General features: G+C 70.6%; 19 protein-coding genes and 2 riboswitches. Of the genes, 14 read left to right on the forward strand and 5 right to left on the reverse strand.

Features of this window, described 5'->3' with window-relative positions:
- Positions 1-125 precede the first annotated feature (125 nt).
- From AWQ71_RS15825 to AWQ71_RS15855, 7 genes are all read left to right on the forward strand, one after another.
- Positions 126-629 (forward strand): double zinc ribbon and FHA domain-containing protein, encoded by a 504-nt coding sequence (locus AWQ71_RS15825; RefSeq protein ID WP_067133549.1) that lies wholly within the window; start codon positions 126-128, stop codon positions 627-629.
- Between the two features lie 25 nt (positions 630-654).
- Positions 655-1,311 carry a transcriptional regulator FtsR gene (gene ftsR, locus AWQ71_RS15830; protein WP_067133552.1) on the forward strand — a complete coding sequence of 219 codons (657 nt, stop codon included), beginning with the start codon at positions 655-657 and terminating at the stop codon, positions 1,309-1,311.
- Between the two features lie 73 nt (positions 1,312-1,384).
- Complete coding sequence (locus tag AWQ71_RS15835) at positions 1,385-1,855, forward strand: bifunctional nuclease family protein (protein WP_157570373.1); 471 nt, start codon at positions 1,385-1,387, stop codon at positions 1,853-1,855.
- Positions 1,856-2,006: 151 nt separating this feature from the next.
- Complete coding sequence (locus AWQ71_RS15840) at positions 2,007-2,624, forward strand: MerR family transcriptional regulator (protein WP_067133555.1); 618 nt, start codon at positions 2,007-2,009, stop codon at positions 2,622-2,624.
- Between the two features lie 152 nt (positions 2,625-2,776).
- Positions 2,777-2,867: riboswitch (glycine riboswitch) on the forward strand.
- Positions 2,868-2,989: riboswitch (glycine riboswitch) on the forward strand.
- Between the two features lie 52 nt (positions 2,990-3,041).
- The gene (gcvP, locus tag AWQ71_RS15845) at positions 3,042-5,900 is read left to right on the forward strand and encodes an aminomethyl-transferring glycine dehydrogenase (RefSeq protein ID WP_067133558.1); all 2,859 of its coding nucleotides are present in this window, start codon (positions 3,042-3,044) and stop codon (positions 5,898-5,900) included.
- Between the two features lie 126 nt (positions 5,901-6,026).
- Complete coding sequence (locus AWQ71_RS15850; RefSeq protein ID WP_067133560.1) at positions 6,027-6,539, forward strand: hypothetical protein; 513 nt, start codon at positions 6,027-6,029, stop codon at positions 6,537-6,539.
- 5 nt (positions 6,540-6,544) lie between these two features.
- Complete coding sequence (locus tag AWQ71_RS15855) at positions 6,545-7,141, forward strand: alpha/beta hydrolase family protein (protein WP_067133563.1); 597 nt, start codon at positions 6,545-6,547, stop codon at positions 7,139-7,141.
- A 103-nt stretch (positions 7,142-7,244) separates the two neighbouring features.
- On the opposite strand, the gene AWQ71_RS15860 is transcribed toward AWQ71_RS15855, so the two are convergent.
- Entirely contained in the window at positions 7,245-7,445 is a 201-nt protein-coding gene (locus AWQ71_RS15860) for a DUF5999 family protein (protein WP_067133568.1), read from the reverse strand.
- Positions 7,446-8,112: 667 nt separating this feature from the next.
- Here AWQ71_RS15860 and AWQ71_RS15865 point away from each other — a divergent pair.
- From AWQ71_RS15865 to AWQ71_RS15880, 4 genes are read left to right on the forward strand one after another with little or no spacing between them, the layout of a single operon-like run.
- The gene (locus tag AWQ71_RS15865) at positions 8,113-9,405 is read left to right on the forward strand and encodes an extracellular solute-binding protein (protein WP_067133570.1); all 1,293 of its coding nucleotides are present in this window, start codon (positions 8,113-8,115) and stop codon (positions 9,403-9,405) included.
- Positions 9,384-10,352, forward strand: coding sequence for a carbohydrate ABC transporter permease (locus AWQ71_RS15870; RefSeq protein WP_245658308.1), 969 nt, complete (start codon positions 9,384-9,386; stop codon positions 10,350-10,352). Before AWQ71_RS15865 ends, AWQ71_RS15870 begins: the two co-directional genes overlap by 22 nt.
- Positions 10,349-11,179, forward strand: a complete 831-nt coding sequence (locus AWQ71_RS15875) for a carbohydrate ABC transporter permease (protein ID WP_067133576.1) — start codon at positions 10,349-10,351, stop codon at positions 11,177-11,179. The genes AWQ71_RS15870 and AWQ71_RS15875 overlap by 4 nt, the downstream gene beginning before the upstream one ends.
- 39 nt (positions 11,180-11,218) lie before the next feature.
- On the forward strand, positions 11,219-12,124 hold the full coding sequence (locus AWQ71_RS15880; protein ID WP_067133579.1) for a MurR/RpiR family transcriptional regulator: 906 nt from the start codon (positions 11,219-11,221) through the stop codon (positions 12,122-12,124).
- Positions 12,125-12,181: 57 nt separating this feature from the next.
- Here the strand turns inward: AWQ71_RS15880 and AWQ71_RS15885 are convergent, their stop codons facing one another.
- Positions 12,182-12,760: a TetR/AcrR family transcriptional regulator C-terminal domain-containing protein gene (locus tag AWQ71_RS15885; protein ID WP_067133871.1), complete on the reverse strand. Its 579-nt coding sequence runs from the start codon at positions 12,758-12,760 to the stop codon at positions 12,182-12,184.
- Between the two features lie 124 nt (positions 12,761-12,884).
- Between AWQ71_RS15885 and AWQ71_RS15890 the strand changes: the two genes are divergently transcribed.
- The 3 genes from AWQ71_RS15890 to AWQ71_RS15895 all read left to right on the forward strand — a co-directional run bounded on the left by AWQ71_RS15890 (position 12,885) and on the right by AWQ71_RS15895 (position 14,968).
- Entirely contained in the window at positions 12,885-13,283 is a 399-nt protein-coding gene (locus tag AWQ71_RS15890) for a hypothetical protein (RefSeq protein ID WP_067133582.1), read from the forward strand.
- Between the two features lie 232 nt (positions 13,284-13,515).
- Complete coding sequence (locus tag AWQ71_RS41650) at positions 13,516-14,640, forward strand: MFS transporter (RefSeq protein ID WP_218001802.1); 1,125 nt, start codon at positions 13,516-13,518, stop codon at positions 14,638-14,640.
- Between the two features lie 55 nt (positions 14,641-14,695).
- Positions 14,696-14,968, forward strand: a complete 273-nt coding sequence (locus AWQ71_RS15895; RefSeq protein WP_218001804.1) for a hypothetical protein — start codon at positions 14,696-14,698, stop codon at positions 14,966-14,968.
- Between the two features lie 136 nt (positions 14,969-15,104).
- Here the strand turns inward: AWQ71_RS15895 and AWQ71_RS15900 are convergent, their stop codons facing one another.
- The 3 genes from AWQ71_RS15900 to AWQ71_RS15910 all read right to left on the reverse strand — a co-directional run bounded on the left by AWQ71_RS15900 (position 15,105) and on the right by AWQ71_RS15910 (position 18,191).
- Positions 15,105-16,463 (reverse strand): RNA polymerase sigma factor, encoded by a 1,359-nt coding sequence (locus AWQ71_RS15900; protein ID WP_067133585.1) that lies wholly within the window; start codon positions 16,461-16,463, stop codon positions 15,105-15,107.
- A gap of 131 nt (positions 16,464-16,594) precedes the next feature.
- Positions 16,595-16,969 (reverse strand): hypothetical protein, encoded by a 375-nt coding sequence (locus AWQ71_RS15905; RefSeq protein ID WP_067133587.1) that lies wholly within the window; start codon positions 16,967-16,969, stop codon positions 16,595-16,597.
- A 34-nt stretch (positions 16,970-17,003) separates the two neighbouring features.
- The gene (locus AWQ71_RS15910; RefSeq protein WP_067133592.1) at positions 17,004-18,191 is read right to left on the reverse strand and encodes an AMP-binding protein; all 1,188 of its coding nucleotides are present in this window, start codon (positions 18,189-18,191) and stop codon (positions 17,004-17,006) included.
- Positions 18,192-18,228 lie beyond the last annotated feature (37 nt).

The following is an 18,228-nucleotide window of genomic DNA, read 5'->3' on the forward strand; positions in this document are numbered from 1 at the left end:
GAGCGGTGCTGGGCTGTAGCGTTGGTCAGTCCGTGTCGAGCACGCTTTCTTGACCTTTGTGCGTGATCAGCGTAAGTTGCGGCATTCGCCGTCTGAGCAAGTCATAAGAGAGGCCGAGCCGTTCGATGCCCAGCGTCTACTGCACGCAGTGCGGTCATGCCAACCCCGAGGATGCCCGTTTCTGTTCCAGATGCGGTTCCCCGCTGAGCGCTCCGGCGCCGGCCGCTTTCGACACCACCTCGACGATCTCGCTGGAGGCGGTGGACTACGAGTCGGGGCAGACCCTGCTGCCCGACAGGGCGGCCATCGAGCAGCTTCCGCCGGGCACCGCGCTCCTGGTCGTCATGCGAGGCCCCAACGCGGGAAGCCGCTTTCTGCTGGACAGTGATCTCACCACGGCGGGTCGCCACCCGGAGAGCGACATTTTCCTGGACGATGTGACGGTGTCCAGAAGGCACGTGGAGTTCTACCGGCGCGGCGGCCAGTTCACCGTCCGCGACGTCGGCAGCCTCAACGGGACGTACGTCAACCGTGAGCGCATAGAGGAGTTCCCCCTGACGGGGGGCGACGAGGTGCAGATCGGCAAGTTCCGGTTGGTGTTCTTCATGCGCGGCCTTGGGGGCCAGTGATCTCTGAGGGAGGGGCGGGTAAGTCATGAGCGCGCAGGCGGTACGGGCGTTCATGAGCATCGGGGAGGTGCTCGCGCTGCTGCAGGGCGAGTTCCCTGACGTGACGATCTCCAAGATTCGTTTCCTGGAGGGCGAGGGGCTCATCGAGCCGCAGCGAAGTCCCTCGGGGTACCGCAAGTTCAACCACGCGGATGTCGAGCGGCTCCGCTACATCCTCACCGCGCAGCGTGACCACTACCTCCCGCTCCGCGTGATCAAGGAAAACCTCGACGAGCAGGCCGCCCGCCCGCGGGCGTTGCCTCAGGAGACCCCGCCGGTGCGGCTCAGCCGCGAGGATCTGCTCCGGGCCGCCGAGATCGACGAGGACACCCTCGCCGAGCTGGAGAGCTTCGGCCTGGTGGCCTCCGTGGCCCGCTGGTACGACGCGGACGCCCTGGAGATCGCCCGCAACGTGGGATCACTGGCCAGGTTCGGCCTGCACGCCCGCCACCTGCGCATGGTCCGGGCCGCGGCCGAGCGCGAGGCGAGCCTGGTCGAGCAGGTCGTGGCCCCGCTGCTGCGCCGCCGCGCACCGGGCGCGATCGGACAGGCCGAGGAGACCGGCCGGGAAATATCCGGACTTCTCCTCGAATTGCACACTGTGTTGCTTCGTGGCAGTGTTCGCCGCGTTCTGGGGCAGTGACCGGGCCGACCCGCAGCGGGTGTTACGTTGAAGGCCTGGTGATATGCCGCGCCACTTTGAGACGGAGTCGCCCGTGTTGCAGATGGAGGTCGTGGGGGTTCGCGTTGAGATGCCCACCAACCAGCCGATCGTCCTCCTGAAGGAGACGAACGGCGATCGGTACCTGCCGATCTGGATCGGCATGACCGAGGCGACGGCCATCGCGCTCGCCCAGGCGGAGGAGCCGCCACCGCGCCCGCTCACTCATGATCTGTTCCGTGACGTGCTGGAGGCGCTGGGGGTGCGCCTGCAAACGGTCAACATCGTCGCGCTACGCGACCAGATCTTCTTCGCCGATCTGGTGTTCTCGAACGGGGTGGAGGTGAGCGCCCGGCCCTCGGACTCGATCGCGCTCGCGCTCCGCACCGGAGCGACGATCTACGCCAGTGAGGAGGTCCTCAGGGAGGCCGGCGTGAGCATGCCGGACGACCAGGAGGACGAGGTGGAGAAGTTCCGGGAGTTCCTCGACAACATCACGCCCGAGGACTTCGGACGTGCTGGGTAGGGGTTGATTTCGGGAATTTAACGCTTCACGACGCGCCGTGCGGGGTCGTTGACTGAGAATGTCCCCGGTCCTACGGTGCAAGGGAATCCACGGTTGTAATTCATGAACCCCCAGATCAGACCGTGGGATGAGAGAAAGCCGGAGGTCCGCAGTGGCGGTCAGCAGCGGCGAGGGTAAAGCGGCCGACCAGCATGATCCGGCCCGTCAGTCAGCGCGAGAGCGCGCCGGTGAGCAGGGACTGCTGTTCGACGAGCGGCCGATGAGGCTCCCCGACGACGTCGGGTACCGCGGTCCCACCGCCTGCGCGGCGGCCGGCATCACCTACCGTCAGCTCGACTACTGGGCCCGGACGGAGCTGGTCCTGCCGACCATAAGAGCCGCGCACGGATCCGGCTCGCAGCGCCTGTACAGCTTTCGCGACATCCTCGTGCTCAAGGTCGTCAAACGCCTCCTGGACACCGGCGTCTCGCTCCAGCAGATCCGCACCGCCGTCCAGCATCTCCGGGACAGGGGAGTCAACGACCTCGCCCAGATCACTCTGATGAGCGACGGTGTCAGCGTGTACGAGTGCACGTCGCCCGACGAGGTCATCGACCTGCTCCAGGGCGGTCAGGGAGTGTTCGGCATCGCTCTCGGGCGCGTCTGGCGGGAAGTCGAGGGATCGCTGGCCGAGCTGCCGGGCGAGCGGGCCGAGTCCGGCTCGGGTTCGGAGGCCGACCATCCGGCCGACGAGCTGGCCCAGCGCAGGAAGTCCCGCAAGACCGGCTGAGAGCCGCGAGCGAGAGCCCCGCGCCGCCCCCGAAACCGGAGAAGACCAGCGAAAACGGCTGTGACCGGTGATATGGCGGCGGATCGGGTGAAAATCCACGAGACCGGGTGAATGCCCCGCCTCGGGGTAAGCGGTAGAGTGACGAAAGCCGACGACCCCGTGCGGGAGAGACCTCTTTAGCAGAGGCGCCGAAGGAGCAACCCTCCCCGGAATCTCTCAGGCATCCCGTACCGCGCGGGAGAGGCAACTCTGGAAAGCAGCACGTCCACCAGGCGTGCTCACCGACGGTGCAAGCCCTCCGGGGTGAAGCTCTCAGGTCGTTGTCCCGCCGCCGGTCGGCTGGTCGCGATGACAGAGGGGGAGACCTGGCGCACGCGTGCGCCCCCGAGGTCTCGATCCGCCGCAGGAGGCTTGCACATGACCGACCGGTCACCACTTCGCGATCTTTCCGGCCCGCCCTTCGCGGCCCGTCACATCGGCCCCTCGGACGCCGAGCAGGCGCGCATGCTGGAGGCCGTCGGATACGCCTCCGTGGCCGACCTGGTGGCCGTCGCCGTACCCGAGGCGATCCGGACCACGACGCCGCTCGCGCTGCCCGAGGCGGCGAGCGAGACGCGCGCGCTGGCCGAGCTGCGGGCGATCGCGGGCCGCAACCGCGTGCTCACCTCGATGATCGGCCTCGGCTACCACGACACGATCACGCCGGGCGTCATCCTGCGCAACGTGCTGGAGAACCCGGGCTGGTACACCGCGTACACGCCGTACCAGCCGGAGATCTCGCAGGGCCGGCTGGAGGCGCTGCTCAACTTCCAGACCGCGATCACCGACCTGACCGGCCTCGACGTGGCCGGGGCCTCGCTCCTGGACGAGGGCACGGCCGCCGCCGAGGCGATGACCCTGGCCCGCCGGGCCAGCAAGGTCAAGAGCGACGTCTTCGTGGTCGACACCGACGCGCTGCCGCAGACCAAGGCGGTCCTCGCGACCCGGGCCGAGCCGCTCGGCATCACCCTCGTCGAGGCGGACCTCGCCGCCCCCGGCGTCGCGCTGCCCGAGTGCTTCGGCGTGCTGGTGCAGTACCCCGGGGCGAGCGGGCGGGTGGCGAGCTTCCGCGCGCTGGCCGAGCGGGCGCACGCGGCGGGCGCGCAGGTGGTCGCCGCCGCCGACCTGCTCGCGCTGACGCTGCTGGCGTCGCCCGGCGAGCTGGGCGCGGACATCGCCGTCGGCTCCTCCCAGCGGTTCGGCGTCCCCCTCGGCTTCGGCGGCCCGCACGCCGCCTACATGGCCGTACGCGAGGGCCTCCAGCGGCAGATGCCCGGACGCCTGGTCGGCGTCTCCGTCGACGCGGACGGGCGGCCCGCCTACCGGCTCGCGCTGCAGACCCGCGAGCAGCACATCCGCAGGGAGAAGGCGACCAGCAACATCTGCACCGCGCAGGTCCTGCTCGCCGTCATGGCCTCCCTGTACGCCGTCTACCACGGTCCGGACGGCCTGCGGCGGATCGCCCAGCGCGTCCACCGCCACGCGGCCGTGCTCGCCGCCGGGCTGCGTCAGGGCGGCGTCGAGGTCGCGCACGAGGAGTTCTTCGACACCGTCGTGGCCCGCGTCCCCGGGCGTGCCGCCCAGGTCGTCGCCGCCGCCGAGGCGGCGGGCGTCAACCTCCGGCTCGTGGACGCCGACCACGTCGCGGTCGCCTGCGACGAGAAGACCGCGGCCGAGCACCTGGAGATCGTGTGGGCCGCCTTCGGCGTGCCCGGCTCCGCCGACGGCGCCGTGATCGACGACCTGGACCGGGTGACCCCGGACGCGCTGCCGGCCGACCTCGCCCGGACCAGTGACTTCCTGACCCACCCGGTGTTCCACTCGTACCGGTCCGAGACGGCGATGCTGCGTTACCTGCGCCGGCTCCAGGACAAGGACGTCGCCCTCGACCGCTCGATGATCCCGCTCGGCTCCTGCACGATGAAGCTGAACGCGACCACCGAGATGGAGCCGATCACCTGGCCGGAGTTCGCCGGCATCCACCCCTTCGTCCCGGGCGAGCAGGCGGCGGGCTACGTCGAGCTGATCGAGACCCTCGAGGGCTGGCTCGCCGAGGTCACCGGCTACGACGCGGTGTCGATCCAGCCGAACGCGGGCTCCCAGGGCGAGTTCGCCGGGCTGCTCGCCATCCGCGCCTACCACCACGGGCGCGGCGAGGGCGGCCGGGACATCTGCCTGATCCCGTCGTCCGCGCACGGCACCAACGCGGCCAGCGCGGTCATGGCCGGGATGCGGGTCGTCGTCGTCGCCTGCGACGACAACGGCAACGTCGACCTCACCGACCTGGCCGCCAAGATCGACAAGCACCGCGACGCGCTCGCCGCGATCATGGTGACGTACCCGTCCACCCACGGGGTGTACGAGGAGACGATCGTCGAGATCTGCGCGCGGGTCCACGAGGCCGGGGGACAGGTCTACGTCGACGGCGCCAACCTCAACGCCCTCGTCGGCCTGGCCAGGCTCGGCGAGTTCGGCGCGGACGTCAGCCACCTCAACCTGCACAAGACGTTCTGCATCCCGCACGGCGGCGGCGGGCCGGGTGTCGGGCCGGTGGCGGTCAAGGCCCACCTCGCCCCCTACCTCCCCGGCCGGGGCTCGGGCGACGTCTCCGCCGCGCCGTACGGCTCCGCGGGCATCCTGCCGATCTCCTGGGCGTACATCAGGATGATGGGCGGCGAGGGGCTGCGCCAGGCGACCGAGCAGGCGATCCTCTCGGCGAACTACCTGGCCCGGCGGCTCGCCCCGCACTACCCGGTGCTGTACACCGGGCGGGACGGCCTCGTCGCGCACGAGTGCATCGTCGACCTGCGGCAGATCACCAAGGAGACCGGCGTCACCGTGGACGACGTCGCCAAGCGGCTGATCGACTACGGGTTCCACGCGCCGACGATGTCGTTCCCGGTCGCGGGCACGCTGATGATCGAGCCCACCGAGAGCGAGGACCTGGCCGAGCTGGACCGCTTCGTCGAGGCCATGGTCGCGATCCGCGGCGAGATCGCCCGCGTCGCGTCCGGGGAGTACGACCCGACGGACAACCCGCTGCGGAACGCGCCGCACACGGCCGCCTGCCTGGTCGCCGACGAGTGGCCGCACCCCTACTCGCGCACGGTCGCGGCCTACCCCGTGTCCGCGCTGCGGGAGAACAAGTACTGGTCGCCGGTCCGCCGCATCGACCAGGCGTACGGGGACCGCAACCTCGTCTGCTCCTGCCCTCCCCTGGAGGCGTACGAGGACTGAGCGGAGTGAGCGCGGGGAGGACCGCGGGCCCGGAACGGAAGCGGGCCGTCATCATGCGGATGTCCTCCCCGCGCGGGCCCGCCGGTCGTTAGGATCTTGCCGATCCCCGATTTTGGAGGGCCCGGCATGACGGCCATCGACCCCGGACGGCAGATCGACCGCGCACGCGGGCTGGCCGAGGCGGGCGATCTCGACGCCGCCGCCGCGATCTTCGCGGAGGTCGCGGCCGACGGAGACGCGCCCGACCGGCAGGAGGGTGCGGCGGGGCTCTCCGACGTCGCCGAGCGGATGGCCGAGCGGCTGCTGGAGGACGGCGAGCCGGGGCAGGCCGCCGACCTCCTGCTGCGCGCCCTGTCCGTGCCCGGCGTCGCCGAGCCCGCCCGGTTGCGGATCCTGCTCGGCCTCGCCCACCTGGACATGGCCTGCGGCGAGTTCGCCGGAGCGGTCGAGGAGGGCGACGGCGTCGACGCCGGCACCGGGGCGCTCGCCATCGAGCTGCTCGCCCGCGTCCTGCCGCTGCGCGGCCGGGACGGCGACGCCGAGACCGTCTGGCGGTACGGCCTGGCCCACCCCGACACGGCGCTGGCCGAGGAGGTGCGGCTCCGCCTCAGCAGGGACGTGCGCCCCTCGGTAACCTGACCCCGGTGGAGCTACAGACACCGCACGGCCCGGGACGGGCCGAGGTGGACGAGGCGGCCGACCCGCGGCTGCTGCTCGTCCTCACGCACGGCTCGTCCGGGGGAGTGGACGCGCCCGACCTGCTCGCCGTACGCGACGCCGTCCTGGCCATCGGCGGGACGGTCGCCCGGGTGACCCAGCCGTTCCGGCTCAGAGGCGCCCGCGCGCCGGGCTCGGCGGCGCGGCAGGACGAGGCGTGGATCGCGATGATCGAGGAGTTGCGGGCCCGCCATCCGGAGCTGCCTCTCGTGCAGGGCGGGCGGAGCAACGGCGCGCGGGTCGCCTGCCGTACCGCCCGGGCGGTGGGGGCGGACGCGGTGGTCGCGCTGGCGTTCCCGCTGCACCCGCCGGGCAAGCCGGAACGCTCCAGAGCGGATGAGCTGCGGCAGGCGGGTATAGACGTTCTGGTGATCAACGGGGATCGCGACCCGTTCGGAGTGCCCGAGGAGTCCGACGCGGCACGGCTCGTGGTGCTGCCGGGTGAGGGGCACGATCTGAAGAAGGATCCCGCCCGGGTGGGCGAGGAGGTGGCCCGGTGGCTGCTGGCGCGGCTGCGGGCCTGAGCCGGATCAGGCGGCGAAAAGGTACCTGAGCCCGTCGCCGGACGGGGCGACGGGAAGGGGCCCGGCTGGACGGACCAGCCGGGTGACCCGGCCACGATGCCGATCAGGCGGCGCTGGAGGCCAGGTCGGTCGGGCGGTGCGGGGCGATGGCGACACCGTCGGGCAGCAGCTCGCCGGTGTCCTCGAAGAGGACGACGCCGTTGCACAGCAGGCTCCACCCCTGCTCAGGGTGGGCCGCTACGGTGCGGGCCGCTTCGCGGTCCTTCGCATCCGCGCTCGGACAGGACGGGCTATGAGGGCACATCGCCGGGGCTCCGTGTCTTATCGTTCGCCCGCACGTGGGCGGCGGGCGTCTGGGGTTGGTGTGTGACTGACAGCACATTGGTGCCAACACCAGTGTGCCGCTCGCTCGCCACGTGGCGACATAGTCCGTTAGGACGGTTTCGGCCGGTCCTGGGGAGAGGGCCGGGGGCGCCCGCGCGGATTCCGCTCACCACGTTGTGAGCTATTCCACAAGATTGCCTCAGGGAAGATAACGGTCCAAGCTCGACACGCCGTCCGTCTGATAACCGGCAGATTACGGTTCTCCGCGCCGTCTCCGCGCCGCCCCCACGTCATCTCCACGTCGTTTCGCGGCGTCGCCCGGAGGCCGGATCCCGACCCCGCTGTTCAGGCGGCCGGGCCTCGCGCGGCGACGTCGTGGCCCATCTGTACGGGGAGCGGGCCCGCGTGAAGTTTCCGTAAAGAAAGCGTTGACCATCAGGGTCGGATGTAAGTAACTTCCAGTCAACGCGGTGACCTTGGCGGACATTTTCCTACATGTCAGGGGTGGGTGACGTCACGTCGAGGACCGGAAACCCGTACGACGGCGCCCTGTTCGTCCTGTTCGTGGCGTGGGCCGGACCTCGAGCCACGTGGTGAACCCGACCCTCGGTGAGAACGAACGGAACTGCGGGCCGAAGGGAAGTCTCATGAAGAGAAGGTGGATCGCCGGGGCGATCGGGGTGCTCGCGGTGGCACTGGCGGCGTGCGCGCCCGGCGGCGGCGCGTCCGACCAGGGCGACAAGGCGGGCGCCGACAAGGTCACCCTCAGCCTGTGGTCGTGGCGGGTGGAGGACGTCAAGGCGTACGAGAAGATCCTCGCCAAGTTCGAGGAGTCGCACCCGAAGATCCACGTCGAGTTCAAGCCGTTCCAGGCCACCGAGTACAACAACATCCTGGCGACGGGCCTGTCCAGCAGCGGCGGTCCCGACGTCGCCCAGCTCCGGGCGTACGGCGGGCTCCAGCCGCTGGTCGAGGCGGACCAGCTCCTCCCGCTGGACGGCAAGGTGGAGGCGCTGTCCGGCTTCGACGCCAAACTGCTGGAGGGCTCCAAGGGCCACACGGACGGCAAGATCTACGGTGTGCCGTTCGCGTACCAGACACTTCAGGTGCTCTACAACAAGAAGCTCTTCAGTGACAACGGCATCGAGGTGCCCGCCACCTGGGACGACATGATCGCGGCGGCCAAGAAGCTGAAGGCCGCCGGGATCACGCCGTTCGCCGTCGCGGCCGGTCCCGACGCCACCTGGACGCTGCCGATCACCCATGAGATCTTCGGCAACGCCCGCTACGGCAGCACCGCCTTCCGGGACGCGCTGGTCAAGGGTGAGAAGAAGTTCACCGACCCCGACTTCACGGCGTCCGTCAAGCTGATCAAGGACCTGGAGCCGTACTTCCCCAAGGACGTGGTGGCCGTCAAGATCCCCGACGTCCAGGCGCTGTTCGTCACCGGGAAGGCCGCGATGTACCCGACGGGCACCTTCGACCTGGCGCCCGTGCTCGCGGCCGACCCGAGCCTGGAGCTCGGCATCTTCCAGGTGCCGCCGCCGCCCGGCTCCCCGGTGACCACACCGGTCACGCCGGGCTGGGCCGACGGCTCGTTCGGCGTCAACGCCAAGTCGGCCCACCAGGCCGAGGCGCTCGAACTGGTCAAGTGGATGGCGACGCCGGAGTTCGGACAGCTCTACGCGACCGAGCTGAAGCAGCTCTCCGCGGTCCCCGGGGTCACGCCGTCGGACCCGCTGCTGGCCGAGATGGCCAAGAACTACGCCGGCAACGGCGCGCCGTACACGCTGCTCGTGAACTTCCGGTACGGCCAGCCGAACGGTGACGCGGTCTTCCGGGACGAGGTGCAGAAGATGCTCACGGGCCAGACCGACCCCGAGGCGGTCGCCGCGAGTGTGCAGAAGGGCGTCGAGCAGTGGTTCAAGCCAGGGAACTGAGCGTTCCCCGACGTCGCGCGGCACGTACCGGCGCCCGCCGCCGGTACGCGCCGCGCTGGCGGGTGCTGGCCGTCTTCCTGCTGCCCGCGCTCCTGCTCTACTCGGTCTTCATCGTCTATCCGCTGGTGAGCGCGCTCGACTACAGCTTCTTCGAGTGGCGCGGGATCCGGCAGACGGGGTTCGCCGGACTCGGCAACTACCGGGACCTGCTCAGCGTCTACCCGTACGACCAGCAGCTGTGGCGGGCGTTCGGGCACAACGCGCTGTTCTTCGGCGGGACCATGCTGATCCAGAACACGGTCGGGCTGCTCTTCGCCCTCCTGCTGTTCCGGTACGGACGGGGCAAGCGGTTCCTGCAGGCCGCGTTCACCACGCCGTACCTGGTGGACCCGCTGGTCGTCGGCTACCTCTGGAGCCTGCTGCTCAACCCGACGTTCGGCCCGGTCAACGCGCTCCTCGATGCGGTCGGGCTGGACTCGTGGGCGTTGCCCTGGCTGGGTGACACGCGTACGGCGCTGCCGATCGTCATCCTGGTCAACGCGTGGCAGTGGGTGGGCTTCCCCATGCTGATGTTCTCCGCCGCGCTCGCCGGGATCCCGGCCGAGTACCACGAGGCGGCCCGGGTCGACGGCGCGTCGGCGTGGCAGGCGTTCCGGCGGGTGACGCTGCCGCTGCTCACCCCGGCGATCGGCGTGGTGAGCGTGCTGACGTTCATCGGCAACTTCAACGCCTTCGGGCTGGTCTACGCGATGGCCGGTTCGTCCGGATCTCCGGCGGGTTCGACCGATGTGCTCGGTCTGCTGTTCTACCGGGTCGGGTTCGTGGAGGGCGGCGTGGAGGCGATCGGGCGGTCGTCGGCGCTCGCCGTGCTGATGTTCGTGTTCATCTTCGGGGTGTCGCTGCTGGCCACCTCGTACTTCCGCCGCCGCGAAAGGAGGCTGGTGTGACGTCCGCGCGCCGGGCTCCGGGGCGGGTCGCCGTCCACCTGCTGCTGTGGGGGTACGCGGTCGTCGCGCTGCTGCCGCTGGTGGTCATGCTGCTCAATTCGCTGCGGCCGACCGGCGAGATCTTCACCGCGCCGCTGCGGCTGCCGACGTCGCCCACGCTGCACAGTTACCTCAAGGTGTGGACGGACGCGTCGTTCAGCACGTACTTCCTGAACTCGCTGATCGTCACCGGCGGCGCGGTGCTGATCGGCACCGCGGTGTCCGCGCTGGCGGCCTACCCGCTGGCCCGCCACGACTTCTTCGGCAGCCGGTTCCTCGGCGCGTACTTCCTGGCCGGGCTGATGCTGCCGATCCGGCTGGGCCTGGTGCCGATCTTCTACCTCATGGACTCCATGGGGTTGATCGACTCGCTGCTCGGGCTCACGCTGCTGTACGCCGCGTCCGGGGTGCCGTTCTGCGTCTTCGTGCTGTCGGCGTTCTATCGTTCCCTGCCCGGGGAGCTGGACGAGGCAGCCCGGCTCGACGGGGCCGGCGAGTTCCGGATCTTCGGGCAGATCATGCTTCCGCTGGTGCGGCCCGCGCTGGCGTCGGTGACGCTGTTCCAGTTCGTGCCGCTGTGGCATGAGTTCCTCTACCCGCTGGTGCTGCTGCGCTCCGACGAGAAGTTCACCATCCCACGCGGGCTGTCGCAGTTCTTCGGCGAGTACACGACCGACTGGTCGGCGCTGTTCGCCGGGCTGGTCCTCGCCACGGCGCCGCTGTTCGTGCTGTTCGTCCTGGCGACCAAGCAGATCATCGCCGGGTTGACCGCCGGCATGAGCAAGTAGGCACGCATCGTACGTTCCGGAGACCTATGGGGAGGCGGCGTGGACGCCGGCGACGACTACTCGAGCGGCATCCTGGTGCGGTTACGCGGCGCGATCCCGTCCTTGCGGCCCGCCGAGCAGCGGGTCGCGCGCGCGGTGCTGGCCGACCCTCAGGGCGTCGCCGACCTGTCCATCGGCGTACTCGCCCGCAAGTGCGGCACCTCGGAGACCACGGTGCTGCGGTTCTGCCGGGCCATCGGGTTGCGCGGCTACACCGAGCTGCGGCTCGCGCTCGCCCGCGAGATGGCGCTGGAGGCGTCGCGGGACGGCGGCGCCCGCCCGCTCGGCGGCGACATCACCGCCGACGATCCACTTGAGGAGATCGTCGCCAAGATCGGCTACAGCGACTCCCGCGCGGTGGCGGATACCGCCGAGCACCTCGACGTCGCCGCGCTGGGGCGTGCGGTCGACGCGATCATCGCGGCCCGCCGGGTCGATCTCTACGGCGCGGGGGCGAGCGGCTACGTCGCGGACGACCTGCGTCAGAAGCTGCACCGGATCGGGCTGACGGCGTTCGCCTGGCGGGACTTCCACAGCGCGCTCACCTCGGCGGCGCTGCTGGGCGAGGCCGACGTTGCGATCGGCATCTCGCACACGGGCGCCACGGTCGACGTCCTGGAGGCGCTGCGGATCGCCGCCGACCACGGGGCGACCACGATCGCGATCACGAACTTCCACCCGTCGCCGATCACCGAGCTGGCCGACATCGTGCTGAAGACCGCGGCCCGGGAGACCCCGTTCCGCTTCGGCGCGATGGGTAGCCGGATCGCCCAGCTCACCGTCGTCGACTGCCTCTTCGTCGGAGTGGCCGCCCAGCGCACGTACGACGAGACCCTGACCGCCCTGGAGGACACCTACCGCGCGATCGGCAGCCGCCGGCGCAAGGGGGCGCGGCCGTACTCCTGAAGCTCCTGAGGTCGTCGCTCAGGTGGCACACGGACAAGCTCAGGAGACCGATGGCCGTCAGCCTGGACGGTGCCCGGTGGCCTGGAGGCCGGAGAGGAGGGCGTCCAGGCCCCGCTCGAACTCCTCCTCGCCCTGGGCGGTCTTCGCGTCCCGCACGGTCGCGTCGGGGTCGGCCCAGCCGGACTGCTGCACCTCGACGGCCACGCTGCCGAAGACGTACGCCCGCAGCGCCCGCACGGCGTCCGCCGCGCCCGCGAGCCCGGCCTCGGCGAGTTGCTCCGTCTGGTCCCTGATCGAGATCAGCGCGGTGCCCTGGGGTGGCTTGGTGAGCGCGAGCGACAGCACGCCGGGGTGCTCCAGCAGCGCGGCGCGGCCGGACCGGGCCCAGGCGCGGGCGCGGTCCTGCCAGCTTCCCTCGGCCTCCACCCGCACGGTCGTCACGTGCTCGGCCAGGGCGTCCATCAGCGCCTCCTTGCCGCGGGGGAGGTGATGGTAGATCGCCATGGCCTCCACCTGGAGCGCGTCGCCGAGGCGGCGCATGGTCAGCCGGCGCAGCCCCTGCCCGTCGGCGATGTGCAGCGCGGCGTCGATGATGCGTTCGAGGGAGAGCGGGACCGGCGGTCGCTTGGCAGGCATGTCGATCATGCTGCCACAGGTGACCTTACTGCGTAAAGGACGTTGCCCGGCCCGGATGTGAGGGTCGCGGCGAAACGGCGTACGCTACGGCCAGCGATATCTGCCTGATTTGGAAGGACCTTCGATGGCGTTTTTCCGTCCGCGTGTGAGCCGGGAGGCGGAGGTCAGGTACCACGCCGACCAGGAGGTCGGAAAGGGATACCACGACCTGCTGGAGAAGGCGAGGGAGGCCGAGCGCGCCCTGAGGGAGAAGCAGGCCGCCGAGGCCTCCACCGAGGAGCTGCGCGAGGCCGGCCTCGCCCTGGACCGCGCGCTCACCGACGCCCTGCGTGCGGCGGAGGCCGTGCAGCGCGCGACCTTCGGCGTGAAGTCGTACGACGACCGCATCCGCCGCAGGAAGGGCAAGGCCACGCCCAAGGGTGCCATGTGGACCGCCGAGGTGAACCGCCTGCGCACGCTGCGGGAGGCCCACCGGCTCACCGGCATCGTCCGGGTGCCGCGCGCGTCCGTCGCGGCCCGCTGAGGCCGCCGCCGGTTGAAAGACGGCCCGCGCCCCTTCGGGGGCGCGGGCCGTCTCGTTTCGTGTGGCGTCCGCGGCGTGCGAGCCGCCGCCCTTGTCTCAGCCGTGTGACGGAGACGGGCTCCCTCGACCCCCGTCGGCCGATGTGCTCGGCGGCGATGGATACGCCGTACCAGGCAAATTGTCGGTCGCTCATGCGAGCATGACGCCTTTGTTCGCCGCAACGGAGGACGGAATGCTCAGGTCACTGCCCCCGGCGGCCAGGACGTTGTTGTGGGTGCGGATCCTCAACCAGCTCGGCGCCTACGCGCTGTCCTTCCTGGCGGTGCTGGCCGGACCGGATCTCGCCGTGGTGGCACTGGCGGTTTTCGGCGTCACGGCACTTCTGTCTCGCTGGGCCGGAGCGCTCCTGCTCGATCGCTGGCCGCCCGGCCGCGTCCTTGCCGTGGGGCTCGCCGCCACCGGCCTGTCGCTGATCGCTCTGGCTCTCGCCCAGACTCCGGCGCAGGTGCTGATCACGATCGCGCTGGTCGGGTTCGCCTTCGAGATCTACGAGCCCGCGACGCAGGAGCTGCTGGCGCGGGCGAGCTCCGGCGAGCGACGGCATGCGACCTATGCGCTGTTGGGCGTGGCGGTGACCGCGGCCGGAGCGGCCGCGGGGCTGCTCGCCGCCGTCTTGCTCCCGCTTGGCGTGCGCTGGCTGGTGATCGCCGACGCGCTCACCTGCCTGGCGGCGTCCGCAGTGGCCGGGGTGTTCCTGCCGCGCGAAGGCACGCGCGTCGCGCGACGCGTCACCCCGGACGCGCGCTGGCGCCCGCCCGCTGCGTTGGTACGCCTCACCGTGGCGAGCCTCGCGTTCGCGGTCGGCTACCTGGCGGTGATGATGTACCTGCCCCTGGCGCTGTTGGAGCGGGGCGTGCCCGCGTGGGTTCCCGGGCTCACGTTGGCGGGCGCGGCCGTCCTGGCCCCGTTCGCCCTTTGGGTGACCAAACGGCTGCTGACAGGGCGCGCTCATGGGGTGATTCTCAGTGTCGGCACGTTACTGCTGGGATTGCTTGCGATCGTCATGGCCATCACCGCGAACCCGCAGCTCACCATCGCGGCCTACCTGGCCTGCACCGCGGTGAACGGCGTGCTGCTCGGCCGTTGGCAGTCGATGATCGCCGATGCCGCCCCGGAGCGGGAACGATCTCGCTGGTTCGCCTTTCAAGGGTCGTCTTGGGGCGTGGCTCAACCCGCCGTCCCACCGCTGGCCGCGCTGGCTGGCGGGGTCGTCGGCGCGGCGGGGGCCGGCGCCTTCCTCACCGCGGGCGTGGCGTTCCTTCTCGTGCCGTTCGTCTTGCGGCGCGTCACGACCTGACGATCTCGCGCGCCACGTGGCCCATCCCTATGTGGACATCGCTCACAGGAGTGCGTTGCTCTACTCGTTCGCGACACTGCTGATCGCGGTGTTCGTCGAGCTGAGCGGCTGGCCTTCGGTGGTGAATCTCGCCGCGGCAGGCGTTGTGATTCTGTTCTTCGTCGTGGCGATCGCGTCCTACGTCTATCACGGCCGGCGCCGGGACACCGACAACCAGTTCCGCCATCCCGTCCGCGGCACGGCCGCCTTCATGTCCGCACTGATCGTCGGCGAGATCGGCGGCGTCGCGGTCCTGCTGGCCGGATTCGTCCAGGCGCAACTGTTGTGAGCCACCAGGCGGCAATCTGAGATCTCCCGCCTCCCCGCGCGGCTCTGTCAGCGGTCATGGAAAAACGGCCCGCGCCCCTTCGCGGGGCGCGGACCGTCTCGTCTTGTGTGTCGTCCGCGGCGTGTGGACGGGCCGCCTAGCTGGCCCAGTCGAGCAGCGGACGGGTGTTGCTCGGGTGGCGGAGCTTGGACAGCGACTCCTTCTCGAGCTGGCGGATCCGCTCCCGGGTGAGGCCCAGGAACTTGCCGATCTCGTCGAGGGTGTGCGGCTTGCCGTCCGCCAGGCCGAACCGGAGCGCCATGATCTTCGCCTCGCGCGGCGTCAGGTTCCCGAGCACGCCCTTGAGCTGCTCGGCCAGGAGCTGCCGGTCCACGACCTCGGACGCCTCGGGGGAGTCCACGTCCTCGATCAGGTCGCCGATGCGGGTCTCGCCGTCCTCGCCGATCGTGGAGTCGAGGCTGATCGGCTGCCTGCTCGTCCGCAGCAGCTCCTCGATCTGGTCGGGCGTCTTGTCCAGCTCGACCGCCAGCTCCTCGGGGGAGGGCTCCCGGCCGAGACGCTGGTGCATGTCGCGCTCCACGCGGGACAGCTTGGACAGCATCTCCAGCACGTGGACGGGCAGCCGGATCGTCCGGGCCGAGTCGGCGAAGCCGCGCTGGATCGCCTGCCGGATCCACCACATGGCGTACGTGGAGAACTTGTAGCCCTTGGTGTAGTCGAACTTCTCGACCGCGCGGATCAGGCCGAGGTTGCCCTCCTGGACGACGTCGAGCAGGGCCATGCCGCGGTCGGTGTACTTCTTGGCCACCGACACGACGAGGCGCAGGTTGGCCTCCAGCATGTGGTCCTTGGCGCGCCTGCCGTCCTCGATGACCCACTCGAGGTCGTCGCGGACCTCGGGGCGCAGGACCTCGCCGTTCTCCAGCGCGGTCTCCAGCTTGTGCTCCGCGTACAGGCCGGCCTCGATGCGCTTGGCCAGCTCGACCTCCTGCGCTGCGGTCAGCAGGGTGCGCCGGCCGATCGACTTGAGGTACGTATGGACGGAGTCGCCCATGACGGAGGAGTTGTCGTCGAGGTCGATCGGGGTGCTGTCGTCGGACGACTCCTCCGCCCCGGCCTTCTCGCCGGTCGACTCCTCATCCTCGTCATCGTCGAGGGCGAGGTCGGCCGACGATTCGTCGGCGCCCGCGGCGGACTTGCGCTTCGCGGACTTGCGTGGCCTGGCGGGCTTCGCGGCCTTGGCGGTCGCGGCCTTGGCGGAGGCGCGGGACCCCTTCTTCGCCGGCTCGGACTCCGTCAGCTCTACGCCGGCCTCGCTGAGCTCGCGCAGGATGCTGCGGGCCTCGGTGGGCGCGACGCCGGCCTGGCCGAACGCCTCGCGAAGCTCCGAGAGGGAAAGGTGACCGTTCGTGCGGCCCCGGTCCACGAGCTGGTCCAGAGTCGTCATCGGGGTCGCCACACGCTCGGGCGAGGTCGCCACGGCGGTCGGGGGCATGAGGACACCTCCTCCTGACGGAGAACGTCGTACTGGGTGGCAATGAGCGGGGCGCGGCGGTTGTGGCGGCGCTGCGCGCCTGTATCAATAACGTCCGCGAGCCGAGTTTGTTCCCCCAGTACGCGGGGAGGTCAGTCCGACGGGGTGACGACGCTGATGCTGACCTGGGGCATCGGCATGGGCTCGGCGCCCTGGAACCGCTCGGTCGTCCAGTGGTCGGCGGTCGCGCCCGGATCCACGCTGAGGTGCCGTTCCACCACGTCGGGGAGGACGTCGACGAGTTCCTCGGGCAGTGTGCCCGTCTCCTCGACGGCCGGGGCCACCGGTTGACGGGTCGGCGCGGGGTCCGTCTTCTTCTGGGCTTCCTTGGCACGGGCCTGGTCGGCCTGCTCCTTGACCGCCTGCTCAAGGCGTCCCGCCGAGGCGGTGGTGGCCACGGAGACCCCGCCCACCACGATGGCGGTGACGACACCCGCGGAGATCAGCATCCTGCGATCCGGCTTCATATGGACGTCCTCCCTCAAATGTGACGCGCGGAGGTCATTTTTGGTTTCGCAGGGCGACCATATCCGGTTTTCCGTTGGGCAACAGCGGGATCTGCTGCACCTTTTGCACCATTCGTGGGGCGGCGTAGGCGGGCAGCCGCTCCTTGGCGTACGCACGGAGATCCTCCAGCGTCGCCGGGCCGACGACGACCGCGACGACGACCTCGCCCCACTCAGGGTCGGGCCGGCCGACCACCACGACGTCGCGGACGCCCGGGTGCCCGGCGAGGACGCGCGCGACCGCCCCGGCGACCACCTTCTGCCCGCCGGTGTTGATGACGTCGTCGGCCCGGCCGAGGACCGTGAGCCGCCCGTCCTCGATCGACCCGAGGTCGGAGGTGACGAACCAGCCGCCCTCGAACTCGGCGCCCCCGGAACCGGAGCCGTCGCGCCGTGGGCGATATCCGGAGAACAGCACCGGGCCGGTGATCATGACCCGTCCGTCAGCCCGGATTTTGAGATCTACATTGTCAAGGGCGACGCCGTCGTACACGCACCCGCCGCTGGTCTCGCTCATGCCGTACGTCGTGACGACGCGGGCGCCACGGGCCCGCGCCTCGTCGAGCAGGCCGGGGGGCGCGGCGGCCCCGCCGAGCAGGATGGTCCGGAACGCCGAAACGTCCAGGCCCAGGTCGAGGAGCCGCCTGAGCTGGGTCGGCACCAGGGACACGTGCTCGGCCCCGCTCGCCGCCACGTCCTCGGGGGAGAAACGCGGATGGATGATCGGCTCGGCCCCGCTCAACAGCGACCTGACCAGCACCTGCGCGCCCGAAATGTGCGACGGGGGGAGGCAGCACAGCCACCGCTCGCCCGGGGCGGCCCCGACCCGTTCCAGCGACGCCCGCGCCGACGAGGTGAGGGCGCGCGCCGTCAGCTCGACCCCCTTCGAGGCGCCGGTCGAGCCGGATGTGGCGATGATCACCGCGGCGCGCGTCGGCGCCCCGCCCGGCTCCCGCCGTACGCCCTCGGGGGTCACGACGTGGGTGGGGCGCAGCGAGGCGAGCGCGGCCGAGAGCGCAGGACGCGGCAGGCCGGGGGAGAGCGGCAGCACCGCGGGGCCGTCCCCGGACAGGGCGCGCTCGATCGCGGCGAACAGTGCCGGACCCGGGGGCAGAAGCAGCGCGTGCAGCTCCCTGTCGTCGGGTCCGTGTTCGTGGGCCTTGTGTTCGCGACTGCTGGGCACGGTCGTAAGGTTAGTCCCGGCAGACGGAACCGCCGGT

Source organism: Microtetraspora malaysiensis (assembly GCF_001528665.1).
GTDB classification, from domain to species: Bacteria; Actinomycetota; Actinomycetes; order Streptosporangiales; family Streptosporangiaceae; genus Microtetraspora_A; species Microtetraspora_A malaysiensis.

What these genes read in the sequence shown, in the direction of transcription:
- AWQ71_RS41650 (WP_218001802.1), top strand. Translation starts at nt 13,516, where the DNA reads ATGCTCAGGTCACTGCCCCCGGCGGCCAGGACGTTGTTGTGGGTGCGG.
- AWQ71_RS15900 (WP_067133585.1), bottom strand. Translation starts at nt 16,463, where the DNA reads ATGCCCCCGACCGCCGTGGCGACCTCGCCCGAGCGTGTGGCGACCCCG.
- AWQ71_RS15850 (WP_067133560.1), top strand. Translation starts at nt 6,027, where the DNA reads ATGACGGCCATCGACCCCGGACGGCAGATCGACCGCGCACGCGGGCTG.
- gcvP (WP_067133558.1), top strand. Translation starts at nt 3,042, where the DNA reads ATGACCGACCGGTCACCACTTCGCGATCTTTCCGGCCCGCCCTTCGCG.
- AWQ71_RS15905 (WP_067133587.1), bottom strand. Translation starts at nt 16,969, where the DNA reads ATGAAGCCGGATCGCAGGATGCTGATCTCCGCGGGTGTCGTCACCGCC.
- AWQ71_RS15825 (WP_067133549.1), top strand. Translation starts at nt 126, where the DNA reads ATGCCCAGCGTCTACTGCACGCAGTGCGGTCATGCCAACCCCGAGGAT.
- AWQ71_RS15885 (WP_067133871.1), bottom strand. Translation starts at nt 12,760, where the DNA reads ATGCCTGCCAAGCGACCGCCGGTCCCGCTCTCCCTCGAACGCATCATC.
- AWQ71_RS15865 (WP_067133570.1), top strand. Translation starts at nt 8,113, where the DNA reads ATGAAGAGAAGGTGGATCGCCGGGGCGATCGGGGTGCTCGCGGTGGCA.
- AWQ71_RS15860 (WP_067133568.1), bottom strand. Translation starts at nt 7,445, where the DNA reads ATGTGCCCTCATAGCCCGTCCTGTCCGAGCGCGGATGCGAAGGACCGC.
- AWQ71_RS15890 (WP_067133582.1), top strand. Translation starts at nt 12,885, where the DNA reads ATGGCGTTTTTCCGTCCGCGTGTGAGCCGGGAGGCGGAGGTCAGGTAC.
- ftsR (WP_067133552.1), top strand. Translation starts at nt 655, where the DNA reads ATGAGCGCGCAGGCGGTACGGGCGTTCATGAGCATCGGGGAGGTGCTC.